This window comes from Micromonospora sp. WMMD734, assembly GCF_049178975.1.
Lineage (GTDB): Bacteria > Actinomycetota > Actinomycetes > Mycobacteriales > Micromonosporaceae > Micromonospora > Micromonospora wenchangensis.
Map to the genome: position 1 here is coordinate 26,747 of NZ_JBMHMK010000001.1, position 16,706 is coordinate 43,452.

The following is a 16,706-nucleotide window of genomic DNA, read 5'->3' on the forward strand; positions in this document are numbered from 1 at the left end:
GAAACCAGGTCAATCCCGGGGCACCCAGGCCGCGTCCCGCTTCTGTCGGAACGCCTCCACCCCCTCGCGGCCCTCGGCCGACAGGAAGTAGCCGGTGGACCGGGCGGACAGGTCGGCGACCTCCGCGCGCAGGTCCGTGGCGGCCGGGCGGCGCAGCAGCTCCTTCGTCCCGGCCAGCGCCCCGGGAGCGCCCCGGACCAGCGAGGCGCAGTACCCGGCCACCGCCGCGTCCAGCTCGGCGGCCGGCACGGCGGCGGTCACCAGCCCCACCTCGGCGGCCCGCCGGCCGTCGAAGGTGTCACCGGTCAGGTACAGCTCGGCGGCGGCCCGGGGGTGCAGCCGGGGCAGCACGGTCGCCGAGATCACCGCCGGGATCACCCCGATCCGCACCTCGGTGAAGGCGAACGTCGCCTCGGACGCGCAGACCGCCAGGTCGGCCGCCGCGATCAGGCCCAGGCCGCCGGCCCGGGCCGGCCCGGCCACCCGCGCCAGCACCGGCTTCGGGCACTCCCGCACCGCCACCAGCACGTCACCGAGCATCCCGGCCGGCACCGACCCGCTGGCGTACGCTGCCGCCGTCTCCTTCAGGTCGGCGCCGGAGCAGAACACCGGGCCAGTGTGGTCCAGCACGACCACCCGGACCGCGTCGTCGGCGATCGCCCCGGCGATCCCGGCCAGCAGCTCGGTCATCAGCGGGGTGGACAGCGCGTTGCGGTTGTGCGGGCTGTCCAGGGTGAGGGTGGTCACCCCACGGGCGGTGGCGACCCGCACGAGTCGGTCGGGAGAGGTCATGCCGGGCACACTAGTGGCCATGCCGGGCGTCCTTCCAGATGGTGAGACCGTTCCCGTCGACGGCGCGCTGCCCGCCACCGCTCTGCGGGAGGTCGGCGGGCGCGGCTTCGGCGTCTACCTGCACGTGCCGTTCTGCGCCAGCCGCTGCGGCTACTGCGACTTCAACACCTACACCGCAGCCGAGCTGGGCGGGGGTGCCGACCGCGAGTCGTACGCCGACACCGTGCTCGCCGAGCTGGCGCTCGCCGCCCGGGTGCTCGGCGACACCCCACCGTCCCGGGTCGACACGGTCTTCGTCGGCGGCGGCACGCCGACCCTGCTGCCCGCCGACGACCTGGCCCGGCTGCTGGACGGCATCGACCGCACCTGGGGGCTGGCCGCCGACGCCGAGGTGACCACCGAGGCCAACCCCGAGTCGGTGACCCCGGAGTCGCTGAAGACCCTGCGGGCCGCCGGCTACACCCGGATCTCGCTGGGCATGCAGTCCGCCGCCGCCGGGGTGCTGGCCGTCCTCGACCGCAACCACCGCCCGGGACGCGCCGCCGAGGCCGCCCGGGAGGCCCGTGACGCCGGGTTCGACCACGTCAACCTCGACCTGATCTACGGCACGCCGGGGGAGCGCCCGGAGGACTTCGCCGCCTCGCTGGACCAGGTGGTCGCCGCCGGGGTCGACCACGTCAGCGCGTACGCCCTGATCGTGGAGGACGGCACCCGGCTGGCCGCCCGGATGCGGCGCGGCGAGCTGCCGTACCCCTCCGACGACGTGGCGGCGGACCGTTACCTGGCCGCCGAGGCCGCCCTCGACGCGGCCGGTTTCTCCTGGTACGAGGTCTCCAACTGGGCCCGCAGCGGGGCCGCCCGGTGCCGGCACAACCTGCTGTACTGGACCGGCGGCGACTGGTGGGGCCTCGGCCCGGGGGCGCACAGCCACGTCGGCGGGGTGCGCTGGTGGAACGTCAAACACCCCACGACGTACGCCCAGCGGCTCGCTGCCGGGCACTCACCCGGGCTGGCCCGGGAGATCCTCACCCCGACCGAGACGCACACGGAGGACGTGATGCTGCGCCTGCGGCTCGCCTCCGGGCTGCCGCTGGACGTGCTGGACGACGCGGGCCGGGCCGCCGCCGCGCGGGCGCTGGCCGACGGGTTGCTGGACCCGGTGGCGTACCCGCAGGGGCGGGCGGTGCTCACCCTGCGCGGCCGGCTGCTGGCCGACGCGGTGGTGCGCGACCTGCTGCCCTGAGCACGGTTGCGCCGGCCGCCACCCGCCGGGGTGCGCCGGAGTCGGCGGTGGTGCCCGACCGGCCGGGGGAGCGGCCGGTCGGGACTCACTTGATGAAGCTGGTGGACATCGGATAGCGGTAGGCCTGGCCCTCGTTGGCCTTCATGCCGGCGATGATCCCGAACAGGATCTGGATCACCACGACCGCGATGCTGGGCAGGAAGAACAGGCACCAGCTCACGAACAGCAGCACGAACGCGATGATCGACCAGAGGATCTGGAAGTTCAGCGCGGCCAGGGCCTGCGCCCGGACGGCCGGCGACTGCTGCCCGCGCACCAGGTAGGCGATCAGCGGGGCGACGAAGCCGAGCGGGCCGAAGCTGATCAGCGCACCGGCGGCCCCGCCGAAGTGTGCGACCAGCGTCCAGGTCTTGTCCTCGCTGTTGGCGTAGCCGCCGCCCGGTGCACCGTAGGTGCCGCCGGTCGGATATCCGCCGCCGGGCTGGGGATAACCACCCGCGCCGGGCGGGGGGTAGCCACCCGGCGGGGGGTAGCCACCCGCCGGCGGCTGGTCACCGGTGGGCGGCGGATACCCGCCGGGCGGGGGATACCCGCCCGCCCCCGGAGCGCCGGACAGTGGTGCGGTGGGCGGCTCGTATGGCGAGCCCTGGCCAGCGTTCGGGTCCGGCGGATAGCCGTCCCCCGCGCCGGGCGGGCGAGGTGGTTCAGTCATGCCCGCCACGGTAGGGGCTGCCGGCAAGGGTGCACCAGAGCGACACTGGTGAGGTTGGCCTCGACGCTGCGTCAGCGCCGGGATCCGCCGGGGCGGGCGCACCGACGGTCCGTCCTGATCATCGCGGCGGCGGTACTGCCGACGTAGACTGGCACTCGCTACAGTCGAGTGCCAGAGTGCTTGCCCGGGTGCGCAAGCGCCCGGGGCGACGTGCGTCAGGAGGTGGGAGATGGGTCTCGACGACCGCAAACTCGCCGTGCTGCGGGCGATCGTCGAGGACTACGTCGCCACGCAGGAGCCCGTCGGCAGCAAGACGCTCGTCGAGCGGCACCAGCTCGGGGTCTCCCCGGCGACGGTCCGCAACGACATGGCGGTCCTGGAGGAGGAGGGCTACATCCGGCAGCCGCACACCAGCGCCGGCCGGGTCCCCACCGACCGGGGCTACCGCCTCTTCGTCGACCGGCTCTCCCGGGTCAAGCCGCTCAGCCCGGCCGAACGCCGGGCCATCGAGCGCTTCCTGGTCGGCGCGGTCGACCTCGACGACGTGGTGCACCGCACCGTACGCCTGCTGGCACAGCTCACCCGACAGGTCGCCGTGGTGCAGTACCCGTCGCTGGCCCGCTCGTCGGTGCGCCACCTGGAACTGGTGCCGATCTCCACCACCCGGCTGATGCTGGTCATGATCGCCGACACCGGGCGGGTCGAACAGCGGCTGGTCGAGTTGGCCGCGCCGGTGCCCGCCGACGACGTCCTCGACCTGCGCCGGCTGGTCAACGAGAAACTGGTCGGGAGTCGGTTGTCCGACACTCCGCCGCTGGTGCAGGCGCTCGTCGACGAGAGTGCGCCACACCTGCGCGGCGCGATGACCACCCTGTCCACGGTGCTGCTGGAGACCCTGGTGGAACGCACCGAGGAGCGGCTGGCGCTGGCCGGCACCGCCAACCTCACCCGGGGTGGCCTACTCGACTTCCAGGGCTCGCTGCGACCCATCCTGGAGGCGCTCGAAGAGGAGGTCGTGCTGCTCAAGCTGATCGGCGAGGCGCAGCCGAGCACCACCCGGGTGCTGATCGGCGACGAGAACGAGGTCGACAATCTCCGGGCCGCCTCGGTGGTCAGCACCGGGTACGGCCCGGGCACCACCATCGTCGGTGGGCTGGGCGTGCTCGGCCCGACCCGGATGGACTACCCCGGCACCATCGCCACGGTCAGGGCCGTGGCACGCTACGTGGGCGAGCTGCTGGCCCAGAACTGACCAGTCCGGGCCGGCGGCCGGCTCCGGCCGCCGACCGGCGCAAACGCGAGACGAACATGAGGACACGGAACGCAGTGGCCAGGGACTACTACGGCATTCTCGGGGTGAGCCGGGAAGCCTCCGACGACGAGATCAAGCGCGCCTACCGCAAGCTGGCGCGGCAGTTCCACCCGGACGTCAATCCGGACCCGGAGGCACAGGAGAAGTTCAAGGACATCAACGCCGCGTACGAGGTCCTCTCGGACGACCGGAAGCGGCAGATCGTCGACCTGGGCGGCGACCCGCTCGCCCCGGGCGGCGGGGGCGCCGGCGGCCCGGGCGGCCCCGGCGGGGCGGGCCCGTTCGTCGGCTTCCAGGACATCATGGACGCCTTCTTCGGCGGTGCGGCCGGTGGCTCGCGGGGTCCCCGGCCGCGTACCCGGCCCGGTGCCGACGCGATCCTGCGGCTGGAACTGGACCTGCACGAGACCGCCTTCGGCGTCGAAGCCCCGATCACGGTGGACACCGCCGTGCTCTGCACCACCTGCTCCGGAGCGGGCACCGCGGCCGGCACCCACCTGGCGACCTGCGAGGCGTGCGGCGGCCGGGGCGAGGTGCAGTCGGTGCAGCGCACCTTCCTCGGCCAGGTCGTCTCGGCCCGGCCGTGCACCGTCTGCCAGGGCTACGGCACCACCATCCCGCACCCCTGCCCGACCTGCGCCGGCGACGGCCGGGTGCGGACCCGCCGCTCGCTGACCGTCAAGATCCCGGCCGGGGTGGAGGACGGCATGCGCATCCGGCTCGCCCAGCAGGGCGAGGTCGGCCCGGGTGGCGGCACCGCCGGTGACCTCTACGTCGAGATCCACGAGCGGCCGCACGACGTCTACTCCCGCAAGGGCGACGACCTGCACTGCCGGGTCACCGTCCCGATGACGGCCGCCGCGTTGGGTACCCGGCTCACCATCAAGACGCTGGACAGCGACGAGACCGTCGACGTCAAGGCCGGCACGCAGCCGGGCAGCACGCTGCGGCTGCGCGCCCGGGGCGTACCGCACCTGCGCGGCACCGGCCGGGGCGACCTCTACGTCCACCTCGACGTGCGTACCCCGACCAAGCTCGACGCCGACCAGGAGAAGATGCTGCGGGACTTCGCCAAGACCCGGGGCGAGGAGGTCGCCGAGCTGAGCAAGCAGGGCGGCTTCTTCTCCCGGATGCGCGACGCCTTCAACGGCCACGCGTGACGGGTCGGGCTGACCGGCCGGCCTCCTCCGGTCGGGCTGTTGTGGTCGGGTCCCGTGCGGTTTCGTGCCGGTCGGCTCGTCCCGGTCGGGGCGTCCCGGTCGGCCGGAGTCCCGGGTGGCTCCCCGGCCGGCCGGGCCGGTTAGCCTGATCGGCGTGTCCGCGCCGCTGTTCCTGGTCGAGTCGCTGCCCCCCGCCGACCAGGTCACCCTGGACGGCCCCGAGGGGCACCACGCCGCGACCGTGCAACGGCTGCGCGTCGGCGAGGAACTGCTGCTCGCCGACGGGCGGGGCGGCACCGCCACCGCCGTGGTCACCGCCGTCGGCCGGGGTGCCCTCGACCTCACCGTCACCTCCCGGGGGTACGTCGACGCGGACGTCCCCCGGCTGGTGGTGGTGCAGGGCATCGCCAAGGGTGACCGGGGCGAGTTGGCAGTCCAGGCGATGACCGAGGTCGGAGTGGACGAGATCGTGCCCTGGGCGGCGTCCCGCTCGGTGGCGCAGTGGCGCGGTGACCGGGGCGTACGGGCCCGGGAGAAGTGGGTGACGACGGCCCGGGAGGCGGCCAAACAGGCCCGCCGGGCGTGGCTGCCGGTGGTGGCCGGCTCCCCGGACGAGTCCACCGCCACGGTGGCGCGTCGGATCGCCGGGGCGGGCACGGCGTTCGTCCTGCACGAGGAGGCCGAGGAGCGGCTCACCACGGTCGACCTGCCGAGCGCCGGCGAGATCGTCCTGGTCGTCGGGCCCGAGGGCGGCATCGCCCCGGCCGAGCTGGCCACCTTCACCGATGCGGGTGCCCGCCCGGTACGCCTGGGCCCCTCGGTCCTGCGTACCTCCACCGCCGGCCCCGCCGCCCTGGCCGTCCTCTCCACCCGCCTCGCCCGCTGGTAACACCCCACCCCACCCCACCCCACGCTGCCCTCCCGCCTCGCCCCCCGCCTCGCCCCCGACCTGCCCTGGTGATCAAGAGGTTTGCGTCATCGCCGGGCCGATTCGTGCCGCAAACTTCTTGGTCACCGTCCCATTGGTGCCGTCTGCTGGCGGTGTCTTCGGTGATCAAGAGGTTTGCGTCATCGCCAGCCCCATTCCTGCCCCAAACTTCTTGGTCACCGCGCCCGCACCGCCGCCCCCTGGTGGTGTGCCCCGTGATCAAGAGGTTTGCGTCATCGGCCGGCCGGATTCTGACGCGAACCTCTTGATCACCGGGGCAGGTCGGGGGCGGGGAGGGGCGGGGGAGGGGAGTGGGGTGGTCTTTAGAGTGGGGGGATGGGAGCCGACTGTCTGTTCTGCCGCATCGTCGCCGGGGAGATTCCGGCCACCATAGTCAAGGAGACCGCCACCACCCTGGCCTTCCGTGACATCGGGCCGAAGGCGCCGGTGCACGTGCTGATCATCCCCAAGGAGCACTACGCCGATGTGGCGACGCTCGGCCAGGGTGACCCGGGGCTGGCTGGTGAGGTGCTGGCCACGGCGGCGGCGGTGGCCGAGGACGAGGGGCTGACCGGGGACGGCTTCCGGCTGATGTTCAACACCGGTCCGTACGGCGGCCAGGAGGTCTTCCACGTGCACGCCCACCTGCTCGGCGGCGCGCCGCTGGGCCCGATGCTGGCCCGGGACCTGGTGTGACGTCGACGGTCGACGGGGAAACCGACCCGGGCGGCGACGGGGACCCGAGCGGCGACGGGGCGCGGGTACGGCGTCGGCTGGAACGGATGGTCCGGGGCGCCCAGGCGCAGGCCCGGGTGCCCGCGCTGGCGGTGGCGCTGCACCGGGCCGACGGTCCGCTCTGGAGCTTCGAGGTCGGCGGCACCGGTAACGACACCGTCCTCGGCCCGGCGAGTCGGTTCCGGATCGGCTCGGTCACCAAGACCTTCACCGCCGTGCTGATCATGCAGTGCCGCGACGACGGGCTGCTCGACCTGGACGACCCGCTGGAGCGGCACCTGGACCTGCCCGCGCACGGCGAGCTGACCGTACGCCGGTTGCTGTCGCACACCGCCGGGCTGCAACGCGAGCCGTACGGCGACGTCTGGGACACGCTGCGCGCGCCGCAGGTGGACGAGTTGGTCGCCGACCTGGCCCGGGTCGAGCGGGTGCTGCCCACCGGCCGCCGCTACCACTACTCGAACCTGGGCATGGCGCTGCTCGGCCGGCTGGTCGGCACGTTACGCGGCGGCACCTGGGCCGAGGTGCTCGCCGACCGGGTGCTCACCCCGCTGGGGCTGGCCGACACCTCGGTCGACCCAGGGCCGCAGGCGGTGACCGGCTTCCTGGTCGACGCGTACTCCGATGAGGCGCATCCGGAGCCGCCGACCGACTTCGGGGCGGTCGGGCCGGCCGGCCAACTGTGGAGCACCGCGACGGACATGGCCCGGTGGGCGGCGTTCCTGGCCGATCCGGCCGCGTTGGACCCGACCGGGTCGGTGCTGGCCGCGTCGACGCTGGACGAGATGCGCTGGTCGGTGACCACCACCGACGAGACGACCTGGAGGGCCGGCTTCGGGCTCGGGCTGATCCTGGTCCCGTACCCGGACCGGGTGGTGCACGTGGGGCACGACGGCGCGATGCCTGGCTTCCTGGCGGGCGTCTACGGCCGGCGCGGCGGGGACGGCACCCCCGGCGCGATGGGCTGCGCGGTGCTCGCCTCCTCCGGCACCGCCGCCGAGGTGCTGGAGCTGCCGCACCGGCTGCTCGCCGCCTCGGTCGAGCACGCCCCGGCGGAGATCGTGCCGTGGCAGCCGGGCCCGGGTGCGCCCGGCCCGCTGCGCGGGGTGCTGGGTCGCTGGTGGGGCGAGGGCTTCGAGTACGTCTTCTCCTGGCATGACGGCGCGTTGCGGGCCCGCGGCGCGGACGATCCGGCGGGTCGGCCCCCGGCGGTGTTCGCGCCGACGCCGCAGTCGCCTGACGTGTTCCGGACGGTCTCCGGGCGGGAGGTCGGGGAGTTGCTGCGGCTCACCCGTGACGCCGACGGGACGGTGGTCGCGATGCACTGGGCCACCTACCGCTTCACCCGCCACCAGGAGACCTTCGACCGGTACGACTTCCGGGCCTGACCGGCCGGCCCTCGACCTCGACCGCCAGCCTCCGGCCCGACGCCGGTCAGTCGGGCCGGACCCGCCGGTCAGTCGGGCCGGACCTGCCGGCTCCCGGCCCGGTGCCGGTCGCTGGACGGGCCGGGAGGCCGCTACGACCACCCGGTCCGCCCGGGCGGAAAAAGTGACACGGTGCCGCCGGTGCCGAGCGGATACGATGGGAGTATCGTCCGCACGCCGCGCCAGCAGGGCACGGCGCGAGATGGAAGCAGGTGGCGCAGGGCCCCACGGCCCGACCTATGACCGGCACCTCACCTCCCGGCCCGCCCCGGGTGCAGACCAGGATCACGGTTCCCGACGCCAAGATCATGGTCAACCTGCTCGGCGCGGGCGACGAGATCCTGCGACTCGTCGAACGTTCGGTCACCAGCGACGTGCACGTGCGCGGTAACGAGATCACCATCACCGGTGCGCCCGCGGACAACGCGCTCGCCGAGCGCCTCTTCAGCGAGCTGCTCGAACTGATCGAGAAAGGCGAGACCCTGACCACTGACGCTGTCCGGCGTACCGTCGGCATGCTCGAACAGGGCGGCACCGAGCGGCCCGCCGAGGTGCTCACCCTCAACATCCTCTCCCGGCGCGGGCGCACCATCCGCCCCAAGACGCTGGGCCAGAAGACGTACGTCGACTCGATCGACGCGAACACGATCGTGTTCGGCATCGGCCCGGCCGGCACCGGCAAGACCTACCTGGCGATGGCGAAGGCCGTCCAGGCGCTCCAGGCGAAGCAGGTCAGCCGGATCATCCTGACCCGTCCGGCGGTCGAGGCGGGCGAGCGGCTGGGCTTCCTGCCGGGCACCCTGAACGAGAAGATCGACCCGTACCTGCGCCCGCTCTACGACGCGCTGCACGACATGCTCGACCCGGAGTCCATCCCGAAGCTGATGGCCGCCGGCACCATCGAGGTGGCGCCGCTGGCGTACATGCGGGGTAGGACGTTGAATGACGCGTTCATCATCCTGGACGAGGCGCAGAACACCACGCCCGAGCAGATGAAGATGTTCCTCACCCGGCTGGGCTTCGGTTCCAAGATCGTGGTGACCGGTGACGTCACCCAGGTGGACCTTCCGGGCGGGACGGCCAGCGGGCTGCGGGTGGTCCGGGAGATCCTGGGCCACGTCGAGGACGTGCACTTCGCGCAGCTCTCCAGCGCGGACGTGGTCCGGCACCGGCTGGTCGGTGAGATCGTCGACGCGTACGCCCGCTGGGACGAGCGGGAGAACCAGCAGGCGCAGGCCGTGCACGCCGTGCCGGGGCGGACCGCCCAGGGCGGCCGGGCCGGCCGACGCCGCTAACCAACGGGCCGGCCGACGCCGCCAACCAACCAGAGGAAGACAGTTGTCCATCGAGATCGCCAACGAGTCCGGTGCCGAGGTCGACACCGACGCGGTGCTCGCCGTGGCCCGGCACGCCCTCGACGAGATGGGGGTCAACCCGCTCGCCGAGCTGTCCGTGCTGCTTGTCGACATCGGCTACATGACCGAGCTGAACCATCGTTGGATGGGCGGCGACGGCCCCACCGACGTGCTCGCCTTCCCCATGGACGAGGGCAGCGTCGACCACGGCCCGGGGGAGAGCGCCCCGGCCGGCGGTGAACCGGCCCTGCTCGGCGACATCGTGCTCTGCCCGGAGGTGGCGGCCAAGCAGGCGGCCACCGCCGGGCACAGCGCGGCCGACGAGCTGCACCTGCTCACCGTGCACGGGGTGTTGCACCTGCTCGGCTACGACCACGCCGAGCCGGAGGAGGAGCGGGAGATGTTCGCCCTCCAGGCCCGGCTGCTGGCCAGCTGGCGGTCGACTCGGTCCCGGTGATGGACATAGTCGCGGCCGGTCCGACCGCCGGCCTTCCCGATCTTCAGCTGATCTTCTTCGCGGCCGGGCTGGTGGTGCTCGCCGGGCTGATCGCGATGACCGAGGCCGCGCTGGCCGCGGTCTCCCCGGCCCGCGCCGCGGAGCTGGCCCGCGACGGGGCGCGCGGCGCGCGTACCCTCCAGGCCGTCGCCGGTGACGTGGTCCGCCACCTCAACCTGTTGCTGCTGCTCCGGCTGCTCGCCGAGCTGACCGCCACCACCCTGGTCGCCCTGGTCGCGGTGGACAGCTTCGGCGCGGGCTGGCGGGCGGCGCTGGTGACCGCCGGGGCGATGACCGTGGTCAGCTTCGTGGTGGTGGGGGTGGCCCCGCGCACCCTGGGCCGGCAGCACGCGTACGCGGTGGGCCGGGCGGTGGCGCCGCTGGTGCGCTGGCTGGGTCGGGCGCTGAATCCGCTGGCCTCGCTGCTGATCCTGATCGGCAACGCGGTCACCCCGGGGCGCGGGTTCCGGGAGGGGCCGTTCGCCACCCAGGTCGAGCTGCGGGAGCTGGTCGACCTGGCGGAGCAGCGGGGGGTGGTGGAGCACGGCGAACGCCAGATGATCCATTCGGTCTTCGCGCTCGGCGACACCATCGCCCGGGAGGTGATGGTGCCGCGTACCGAGATGGTGTGGATCGAGGAGGGCAAGACCCTCTCCCAGGCGTTGGCGCTGTTCCTGCGCTCCGGGTTCTCCCGCATCCCGGTGATCGGCGAGAGCGTCGACGACGTGCTCGGCGTGCTCTACCTCAAGGACCTCATCAGGCGTACCCGGGGTGGTGACCTGCGGGCCCACCAGACGCCGGTGGCCGAGCTGATGCGGCCGGCGACGTTCGTGCCGGAGTCCAAGCCGGTCGACGACCTGCTGTCGGAGATGCAGGCTGCCCGCAACCACCTGGTCATCGTCGTCGACGAGTACGGTGGCACCGGCGGCCTGGTCACCATCGAGGACATCCTGGAGGAGATCGTCGGCGAGATCACCGACGAGTACGATGTCGAGCGCCCGCCGGTGGAGCACCTGGCTGACGGCGCGGTGCGGGTCACCGCCCGGCTGCCGGTGGAGAACCTGGGCGAGTTGTTCGACACCGAGCTGCCCACCGACGAGGTGGAGACGGTCGGTGGTCTGCTGGCGCAGGCCCTGGGGCGGGTGCCGATCCCGGGTGCCGACGCCGAGGTGGCCGGCCTCAAACTGGTCGCCGAGGGCACTACCGGCCGACGTAACCGGATAGACACCGTGCTGGTCAGCCGGGTGCCGTCGGACGGTCCCGATTCCCGTGACGGTCAACACAGCACCGAGGAGAGGCAACCCGCCGATGCCTGAGACACCCGTCGAGCCGGCCGCCCGGCCCACCCCGTCCGATCCGGCCGGGTTGAGCGCCGAGGACGGCAAGCTGGTCGTGCTGGCCCGTGGCGCCCGTGCCCGGGTGGCCGCCGTGGAGGGCGCGGCGGTCCGCGACCAGGACGGCCGGACGTACGCGGCGGCGAGTGTCGCGCTGCCCTCGTTGACGGTGACGGCATTGCAGCTCGCGGTGGCGTCGGCGGCGGCGGCCGGGGCGAGCCGGTTGGAGGCGGCGGTGGTGGTGACCGAGGCGTCGACGTTGGACGGGGCGGGTCACGCCGCGGTCCGGGACCTGTCCGCCGACGCGCCGATCCACGTGGCCGCGCCGGACGGCACGGTCCTCGGCACGGTGATCGAGTGACCGGCGTGGAGCAGCGGCCGTACCGGGCGGGGTTCGGGTGTTTCGTCGGGCGGCCGAACGCCGGCAAGTCGACCCTGACCAACGCCATCGTCGGCACCAAGATCGCGATCACCTCCAACAAGCCGCAGACCACCCGGCACGTCATCCGGGCCGTGCTGCACCGGCCGGATTCGCAGTTGGTGCTGGTCGACACCCCGGGCCTGCACCGGCCGCGCACCCTGCTCGGCGAACGCCTCAACGACCTGGTGCGCACCACCTGGACGGAGGTCGACGTGATCGGCCTCTGCATCCCGGCCGACGAGCCGGTGGGCCGGGGCGACCGGTTCATCAGCGGCGAGCTGAGCGAGTTGAAGGCCACCGTGCTCGCCGTGGTCACCAAGACCGACCTGGTGGACAAGCGGCGGCTGGCCGAGCAGTTGCTCGCGGTCAGCGAGCTGGCTGACTTCGCCGCCGTGGTGCCGGTCAGCGCGGTCTCCGGGCACCAGGTGGACACCCTGGTCGACGTGATGACCGGTCACCTGCCGCCGTCGCCGCAGCTGTATCCGGACGACATGCTCACCGACGAGCCGGAGCAGGTGCTGGTCGCCGAGCTGATCCGGGAGGCGGCGCTGGAGGGGGTCCGCGACGAGCTGCCGCACTCGATCGCCGTGGTGGTGGAGGAGATGATCCCCGAGGGGCAGCTCATGAAGATCTACGCCGACGTCTACGTCGAGCGGCCCAGCCAGAAGGCGATCGTGCTGGGTCACCGGGCCAGCCGGCTCAAGGAGGTCGGCACCACCGCCCGTAAGCAGATCGAGGAGCTGCTCGGCACCCGGGTCTATCTGGACCTGCACGTCCGGGTGGCCAAGGAGTGGCAGCGCGATCCGAAGCAGTTGCGCAAGCTCGGGTTCTGATCGCGTGCGGCTGGTGGAATTCGGACCCTGATATGGGAAGTTTCACGTCAGGTACCGATTAGCAGCGGTTTCACAGGTCGGGTGCGCAGGGTAGGGGACGTCCATCCGTCCCCGACATAGATGCAGCCTGATGCGTAACCGATATCTGGATCTGCTCCGGTTCCTGGCCATCGTCCGGGTCGTGGTCTACCACGTCACCGGGCTGGCCTCGCTGACGCTTGTCTTCCCGGCCATGTCGGTCATGTTCGCCCTGGCCGGATCGCTGATGGCCGCGTCGCTGGACCGCTCCGGCGTGCCTGCGGTCGGGCGTCGGCTGCGCCGGCTGCTGCCCTCGCTGTGGGTGGTGGCGGCGGTCTTCGTCCCGGCGATGCTGCTCACCGGCCTGGTGTTCACCCCCCGGGTGGTGCTCTGGCTGTTCCCGGTCGCCGACCCGCCCGCCAACTACTGGGGTGGGCTGGCGCTCAGCCCGATCTGGTACCTGCGGGACTACCTGTGGTTCGTGCTCGTCTCCCCGGTGGCGCTGTGGCTGTTCCGGCGGGTGCCGCTGCCCACCCTGGCCGCCCCCTACCTGCTGCTGATCGCGATCGAGGCGGGTCTGTTCACCACCACCTCGGCGGTGCTGCAGCACTTCGGCCTGTACTTCGGTGCCTGGCTGCTCGGCTTCGCCCACCACGACGGGTTGTTGCGCCGGCTGGCCGGCCGGGTGCTGGTGCCGGCGGCGCTGCTGCTGGCCGGGGTCGGTGCCGGCTGGATCCTCACCCACCCCGGGCCGCGCGGCTACGACCTCAACGACATTCCGCTGGGCAACGCCCTGTGGTCGGCGGCGTTCATCCTGGTGGTCATCGGCCGGGCCCCGGCCACCGCCGCCTGGGTGGACCGCAACCTGATCGTCAGCCGGCTGGTGACGATCGTGAACCGGCGTGCGTTGACCGTCTACCTGTGGCACATGCCCTTCGTGGTGGCGCTCACCCCGCTGGTCGGGCTGGTCGGCTGGTCACCCCGCGACCCGTGGGGGCTGGCCATCCGGGTGGTGCTGGTCTTCCTCCTGGTCGGCGTGGTGACCCTGCTGGTCGGCTGGGTCGAGGACGTGGCGGCCCGCCGCCGCCCCGAGCTGGTCCCCGGCCGGCGGCCGGCCCGACCGGTGCCGGCGACGCCCGTCGTCCCGGCCCCCCGGACACCCGGGGCCGACACCGTCGAGATCAGGGCCCGCTGAGGTACGCCGGGACGCCTCACCGCTGTACGACCGTCACGTTCCCGCTGTCGGCCTCCAGGTCCAGCACCAGCGACGCCGTCGGATCGTTGGTCACCCCGATCTCGGCCTCCCCCGAGTCGACGTTCGACTTCACCCGGTAGCGGCCCGCCGGCACCGTCAGCTCGACGTCCCCGCTGCCGGCGTGGGCCCGGGCCGAGGCCGCGGTGCTCAGCACGAGCGTGATGTTGCCGGAGTCGGTCGTGGCCGAGACGTCGCCGCCGAGCCGGGTACCGGTGACGTCACCCGAGGACGCCCGCAGGTCGACCGGGCCGGCGACGTTGAGCACCTCGATGTTGCCCGAGCCGGTCTCGGCCCGCACCGGGCCGCTGGCGTCGGCGATCCGCAGGTTGCCCGAGCCCAGGGAGAAGTCGACCGACCCGATCTTGGCCAGCTCGACGTCACCGGAGCCGGTCTCGCCCTGCACCCGCACCCCGGGCGGGGCGGTCACCTCGTACGACACCGAGCAGCGGGGGCCGCAGCCGGTGTCCAGCATCAACTCGTCGCCGGTGATCTGGTACGTGGTGTCGGGCTGGTCGCCCTGGTAGCGGAGCACCCGCTTGACGCGTACGCCGGTGGCCGGGCCGGTGGCCCGCACCACGACGTCCCCGGAGCCGGGCCGGACGGTGATCCGGGCGATCGTCGCCGCCTCGGTGGTGTCGAAGTCCAGCCGCCGGAACGCGAGTGTGTCGCACCCGGTGGCGAGGATGAGGGCGGCGGTCGCGCCGAGGGCGACCGCGCTGCGGGGAAGTGCCATGACCAGCAACCTACGACCGTCGTACCCCGGCGCACATCCGGGGCGCAGCGCCGGGCCACCCCGATCCGACCCTGATTTCCCACCCCGAGAGAGAATGACCCGATGGCCGGGTACCGCCGACAGCTCTACCGCGACGACGCGGTGGTGCTGCGTGTGCAGAAGCTGGGCGAGTCCGACCGGATCATCACGCTGCTGACCCGCCGGCACGGCCGGCTGCGCGCGGTGGCCCGGGGGGTACGCCGCACCACCAGCAAGTTCGGTGCCCGGCTGGAACCGTTCGGGCACGTCGACCTCCAGCTCGCCGGGGACCCGAAGGGCAACACCGGCAGTTCGCTGCACAGCGTCAGCCAGGTCGAGGGGATCGACCTGTACGGCAAGCGTTTCCTCGGGGACTACCCCCGGTACACGGCGGCGAGCGCGATCGCGGAGACCGCCGAACGCCTCACCCCGGTCGAGCGGGAGCCGTCGCTGCGGCTGTTCCAGCTCACCCTCGGCGCGCTCAAGGCGCTGTCCCGGGGCGAGCACGCCACCACGCTGGTGCTCGACGCGTACCTGCTGCGCGGGATGAGCCTCGCCGGGTGGGCGCCGGCGTTGACCGCCTGCGCGGTCTGCGGCACCCCGGGGCGGCACCGGGCGTTCTCCGTACCGGCCGGGGGTGCGGTCTGCCCGGACTGCCGGCCGCCCGGCGCGGCCCACCCCGCGCCGGCCACCATCGACCTGATGTCCGCCCTCACCAGCGGCGACTGGCAGGTCGCCGACGCCACGGCCACCGGGGTACGCCGGGAGTGCAGCGGCCTGGTCGCGGCGCACCTGCAGTGGCACCTGGAACGCGCGCTACGCTCGCTGCCGCTGGTCGACCGGGACGGCCCGCCGCACACCGGCCCGGCCGGCGGCGTGCCGGCCGGGGATGACGGCGGTGCGCCGGGTGGCCACCGGGGTGGCCGGGTGCTGCCGCCCCGGGTCGGTGTGGAGGGTGTGGACAGGGAGATGACCGAGTGATCCGATCGTTGAGGTCCGGCCGGCGGGAGCCGGTGCCGCCGACCCCGCACCCGTCGGGGGCACGTCCGCCGGCGCTGCCCGCGGAGGCGTTGCCGAAGCACGTCGCGGTGGTGATGGACGGCAACGGCCGCTGGGCCAAGGAGCGCGGCCTGCCCCGCACCAAGGGCCACGAGCAGGGCGAATACAGCCTCTTCGACACCGTCGAGGGGGCGATCGAGCTGGGCGTGCCCTACCTGTCGGCGTACGCCTTCTCCACCGAGAACTGGCGGCGCTCGCCCGACGAGGTCCGGTTCCTGATGGGCTTCAACCGGGACGTCATCCGCCGCCGCCGCGACCAGCTCGTCGACCTGGGGGTGCGGGTGGTGTGGTCGGGGCGGGCCGGTCGGCTGTGGAAGAGCGTCATCGCCGAGTTGCAGACCGCCGAGGAGATGTCCCGGGGCAACTCGACGCTGACCCTCCAGTTCTGCGTCAACTACGGCGGCCAGGCCGAGATCGCCGACGCCGCCGCCGCGATCGCCCGGGAGGTGGCCGCCGGTCGGCTCGACCCGGACCGGATCACCGAGAAGACCGTGGCGAAGTACCTCTACCACCCGGAGGTCCCCGAGGTGGACCTCTTCCTGCGCCCCTCCGGCGAGGAACGGATCTCCAACTTCATGCTCTGGCAGTCGGCGTACGCGGAGCTGGTGTTCCTGGACACCCTCTGGCCGGACTTCGACCGCCGCCACCTCTGGTACGCCTGCGAGCTGTACGCCAAGCGGGACCGCCGCTTCGGTGGCGCGCTGCCCAACCCGGTCGCCCCGCCGCGCTGACCGGGCCACGGCTGTCGGCGCGCGTGTGCCGCTGACCACCTGTCGGCCCGACCGTCTCCGGTCGACCGACGAGGACACCGGCCCCGATACGTCGGAACGCCCCGCCGGACCGGTGTCGAACCGGTCCGGCGGGGCGTCGACGTG

17 protein-coding genes are annotated in these 16,706 nt (G+C 73.1%); 14 read left to right on the top strand and 3 right to left on the bottom strand.

From position 1 onward, the window contains the following. Positions 1-9: 9 nt before the first annotated feature. Positions 10-792, bottom strand: a complete 783-nt coding sequence (locus ACN267_RS00185) for an enoyl-CoA hydratase-related protein (RefSeq protein WP_421487636.1) — start codon at positions 790-792, stop codon at positions 10-12. Positions 793-811: 19 nt separating this feature from the next. Here ACN267_RS00185 and hemW point away from each other — a divergent pair, with 19 nt between their 5' ends. Continuing rightward, positions 812-2,035, top strand: a complete 1,224-nt coding sequence (gene hemW, locus ACN267_RS00190) for a radical SAM family heme chaperone HemW (protein WP_421487637.1) — start codon at positions 812-814, stop codon at positions 2,033-2,035. A gap of 85 nt (positions 2,036-2,120) precedes the next feature. Here hemW and ACN267_RS00195 read toward each other — a convergent pair whose 3' ends face one another. Then, positions 2,121-2,747 (bottom strand): DUF4870 domain-containing protein, encoded by a 627-nt coding sequence (locus tag ACN267_RS00195; RefSeq protein WP_204959562.1) that lies wholly within the window; start codon positions 2,745-2,747, stop codon positions 2,121-2,123. A gap of 229 nt (positions 2,748-2,976) precedes the next feature. Here ACN267_RS00195 and hrcA point away from each other — a divergent pair, with 229 nt between their 5' ends. The 11 genes from hrcA to ACN267_RS00250 all read left to right on the top strand — a co-directional run bounded on the left by hrcA (position 2,977) and on the right by ACN267_RS00250 (position 13,961). Beyond that, on the top strand, positions 2,977-3,999 hold the full coding sequence (gene hrcA / locus ACN267_RS00200; protein ID WP_204959561.1) for a heat-inducible transcriptional repressor HrcA: 1,023 nt from the start codon (positions 2,977-2,979) through the stop codon (positions 3,997-3,999). Between the two features lie 74 nt (positions 4,000-4,073). Continuing rightward, on the top strand, positions 4,074-5,219 hold the full coding sequence (gene dnaJ, locus ACN267_RS00205) for a molecular chaperone DnaJ (protein ID WP_204959678.1): 1,146 nt from the start codon (positions 4,074-4,076) through the stop codon (positions 5,217-5,219). 154 nt (positions 5,220-5,373) lie between these two features. Beyond that, positions 5,374-6,108, top strand: coding sequence for a 16S rRNA (uracil(1498)-N(3))-methyltransferase (locus ACN267_RS00210; protein ID WP_421487638.1), 735 nt, complete (start codon positions 5,374-5,376; stop codon positions 6,106-6,108). 375 nt (positions 6,109-6,483) lie between these two features. Next, positions 6,484-6,843, top strand: coding sequence for a histidine triad nucleotide-binding protein (locus tag ACN267_RS00215; protein WP_088644388.1), 360 nt, complete (start codon positions 6,484-6,486; stop codon positions 6,841-6,843). Between the two features lie 86 nt (positions 6,844-6,929). Next, the gene (locus ACN267_RS00220) at positions 6,930-8,270 is read left to right on the top strand and encodes a serine hydrolase domain-containing protein (RefSeq protein ID WP_421490361.1); all 1,341 of its coding nucleotides are present in this window, start codon (positions 6,930-6,932) and stop codon (positions 8,268-8,270) included. A gap of 278 nt (positions 8,271-8,548) precedes the next feature. After that, positions 8,549-9,604, top strand: coding sequence for a PhoH family protein (locus ACN267_RS00225; RefSeq protein WP_204959559.1), 1,056 nt, complete (start codon positions 8,549-8,551; stop codon positions 9,602-9,604). A 43-nt stretch (positions 9,605-9,647) separates the two neighbouring features. After that, positions 9,648-10,121: an rRNA maturation RNase YbeY gene (gene ybeY, locus ACN267_RS00230; RefSeq protein WP_088644390.1), complete on the top strand. Its 474-nt coding sequence runs from the start codon at positions 9,648-9,650 to the stop codon at positions 10,119-10,121. Then, positions 10,097-11,476: a hemolysin family protein gene (locus tag ACN267_RS00235; protein ID WP_421490362.1), complete on the top strand. Its 1,380-nt coding sequence runs from the start codon at positions 10,097-10,099 to the stop codon at positions 11,474-11,476. The genes ybeY and ACN267_RS00235 overlap by 25 nt, the downstream gene beginning before the upstream one ends. After that, the gene (locus ACN267_RS00240) at positions 11,469-11,855 is read left to right on the top strand and encodes a cytidine deaminase (protein ID WP_204959558.1); all 387 of its coding nucleotides are present in this window, start codon (positions 11,469-11,471) and stop codon (positions 11,853-11,855) included. Before ACN267_RS00235 ends, ACN267_RS00240 begins: the two co-directional genes overlap by 8 nt. Next, positions 11,852-12,748 (top strand): GTPase Era, encoded by an 897-nt coding sequence (gene era / locus ACN267_RS00245; RefSeq protein ID WP_145921275.1) that lies wholly within the window; start codon positions 11,852-11,854, stop codon positions 12,746-12,748. The genes ACN267_RS00240 and era overlap by 4 nt, the downstream gene beginning before the upstream one ends. Before the next feature lie 130 nt (positions 12,749-12,878). Next, the gene (locus ACN267_RS00250) at positions 12,879-13,961 is read left to right on the top strand and encodes an acyltransferase family protein (protein WP_421487639.1); all 1,083 of its coding nucleotides are present in this window, start codon (positions 12,879-12,881) and stop codon (positions 13,959-13,961) included. A 16-nt stretch (positions 13,962-13,977) separates the two neighbouring features. Here the strand turns inward: ACN267_RS00250 and ACN267_RS00255 are convergent, their stop codons facing one another. Continuing rightward, entirely contained in the window at positions 13,978-14,754 is a 777-nt protein-coding gene (locus tag ACN267_RS00255) for a DUF4097 family beta strand repeat-containing protein (RefSeq protein WP_204959556.1), read from the bottom strand. 102 nt (positions 14,755-14,856) lie between these two features. On the opposite strand from ACN267_RS00255, the gene recO reads away from it, so the two are divergent. Beyond that, the gene (gene recO / locus ACN267_RS00260; protein WP_204959555.1) at positions 14,857-15,753 is read left to right on the top strand and encodes a DNA repair protein RecO; all 897 of its coding nucleotides are present in this window, start codon (positions 14,857-14,859) and stop codon (positions 15,751-15,753) included. Positions 15,754-15,785: 32 nt separating this feature from the next. Then, entirely contained in the window at positions 15,786-16,562 is a 777-nt protein-coding gene (locus ACN267_RS00265) for an isoprenyl transferase (RefSeq protein ID WP_204959675.1), read from the top strand. Positions 16,563-16,706: the final 144 nt, after the last annotated feature.

Excerpts from the sequence above, each read along its gene's own strand:
- hemW (WP_421487637.1), top strand. The coding sequence starts at position 812 with ATGCCGGGCGTCCTTCCAGATGGTGAGACCGTTCCCGTCGACGGCGCG.
- ACN267_RS00225 (WP_204959559.1), top strand. The coding sequence starts at position 8,549 with ATGACCGGCACCTCACCTCCCGGCCCGCCCCGGGTGCAGACCAGGATC.
- ACN267_RS00250 (WP_421487639.1), top strand. The coding sequence starts at position 12,879 with ATGCGTAACCGATATCTGGATCTGCTCCGGTTCCTGGCCATCGTCCGG.
- ACN267_RS00220 (WP_421490361.1), top strand. The coding sequence starts at position 6,930 with ATGGTCCGGGGCGCCCAGGCGCAGGCCCGGGTGCCCGCGCTGGCGGTG.
- ACN267_RS00195 (WP_204959562.1), bottom strand. The coding sequence starts at position 2,747 with ATGACTGAACCACCTCGCCCGCCCGGCGCGGGGGACGGCTATCCGCCG.
- ACN267_RS00240 (WP_204959558.1), top strand. The coding sequence starts at position 11,469 with ATGCCTGAGACACCCGTCGAGCCGGCCGCCCGGCCCACCCCGTCCGAT.
- ACN267_RS00255 (WP_204959556.1), bottom strand. The coding sequence starts at position 14,754 with ATGGCACTTCCCCGCAGCGCGGTCGCCCTCGGCGCGACCGCCGCCCTC.
- ACN267_RS00215 (WP_088644388.1), top strand. The coding sequence starts at position 6,484 with ATGGGAGCCGACTGTCTGTTCTGCCGCATCGTCGCCGGGGAGATTCCG.
- recO (WP_204959555.1), top strand. The coding sequence starts at position 14,857 with ATGGCCGGGTACCGCCGACAGCTCTACCGCGACGACGCGGTGGTGCTG.
- hrcA (WP_204959561.1), top strand. The coding sequence starts at position 2,977 with ATGGGTCTCGACGACCGCAAACTCGCCGTGCTGCGGGCGATCGTCGAG.
- ACN267_RS00185 (WP_421487636.1), bottom strand. The coding sequence starts at position 792 with ATGACCTCTCCCGACCGACTCGTGCGGGTCGCCACCGCCCGTGGGGTG.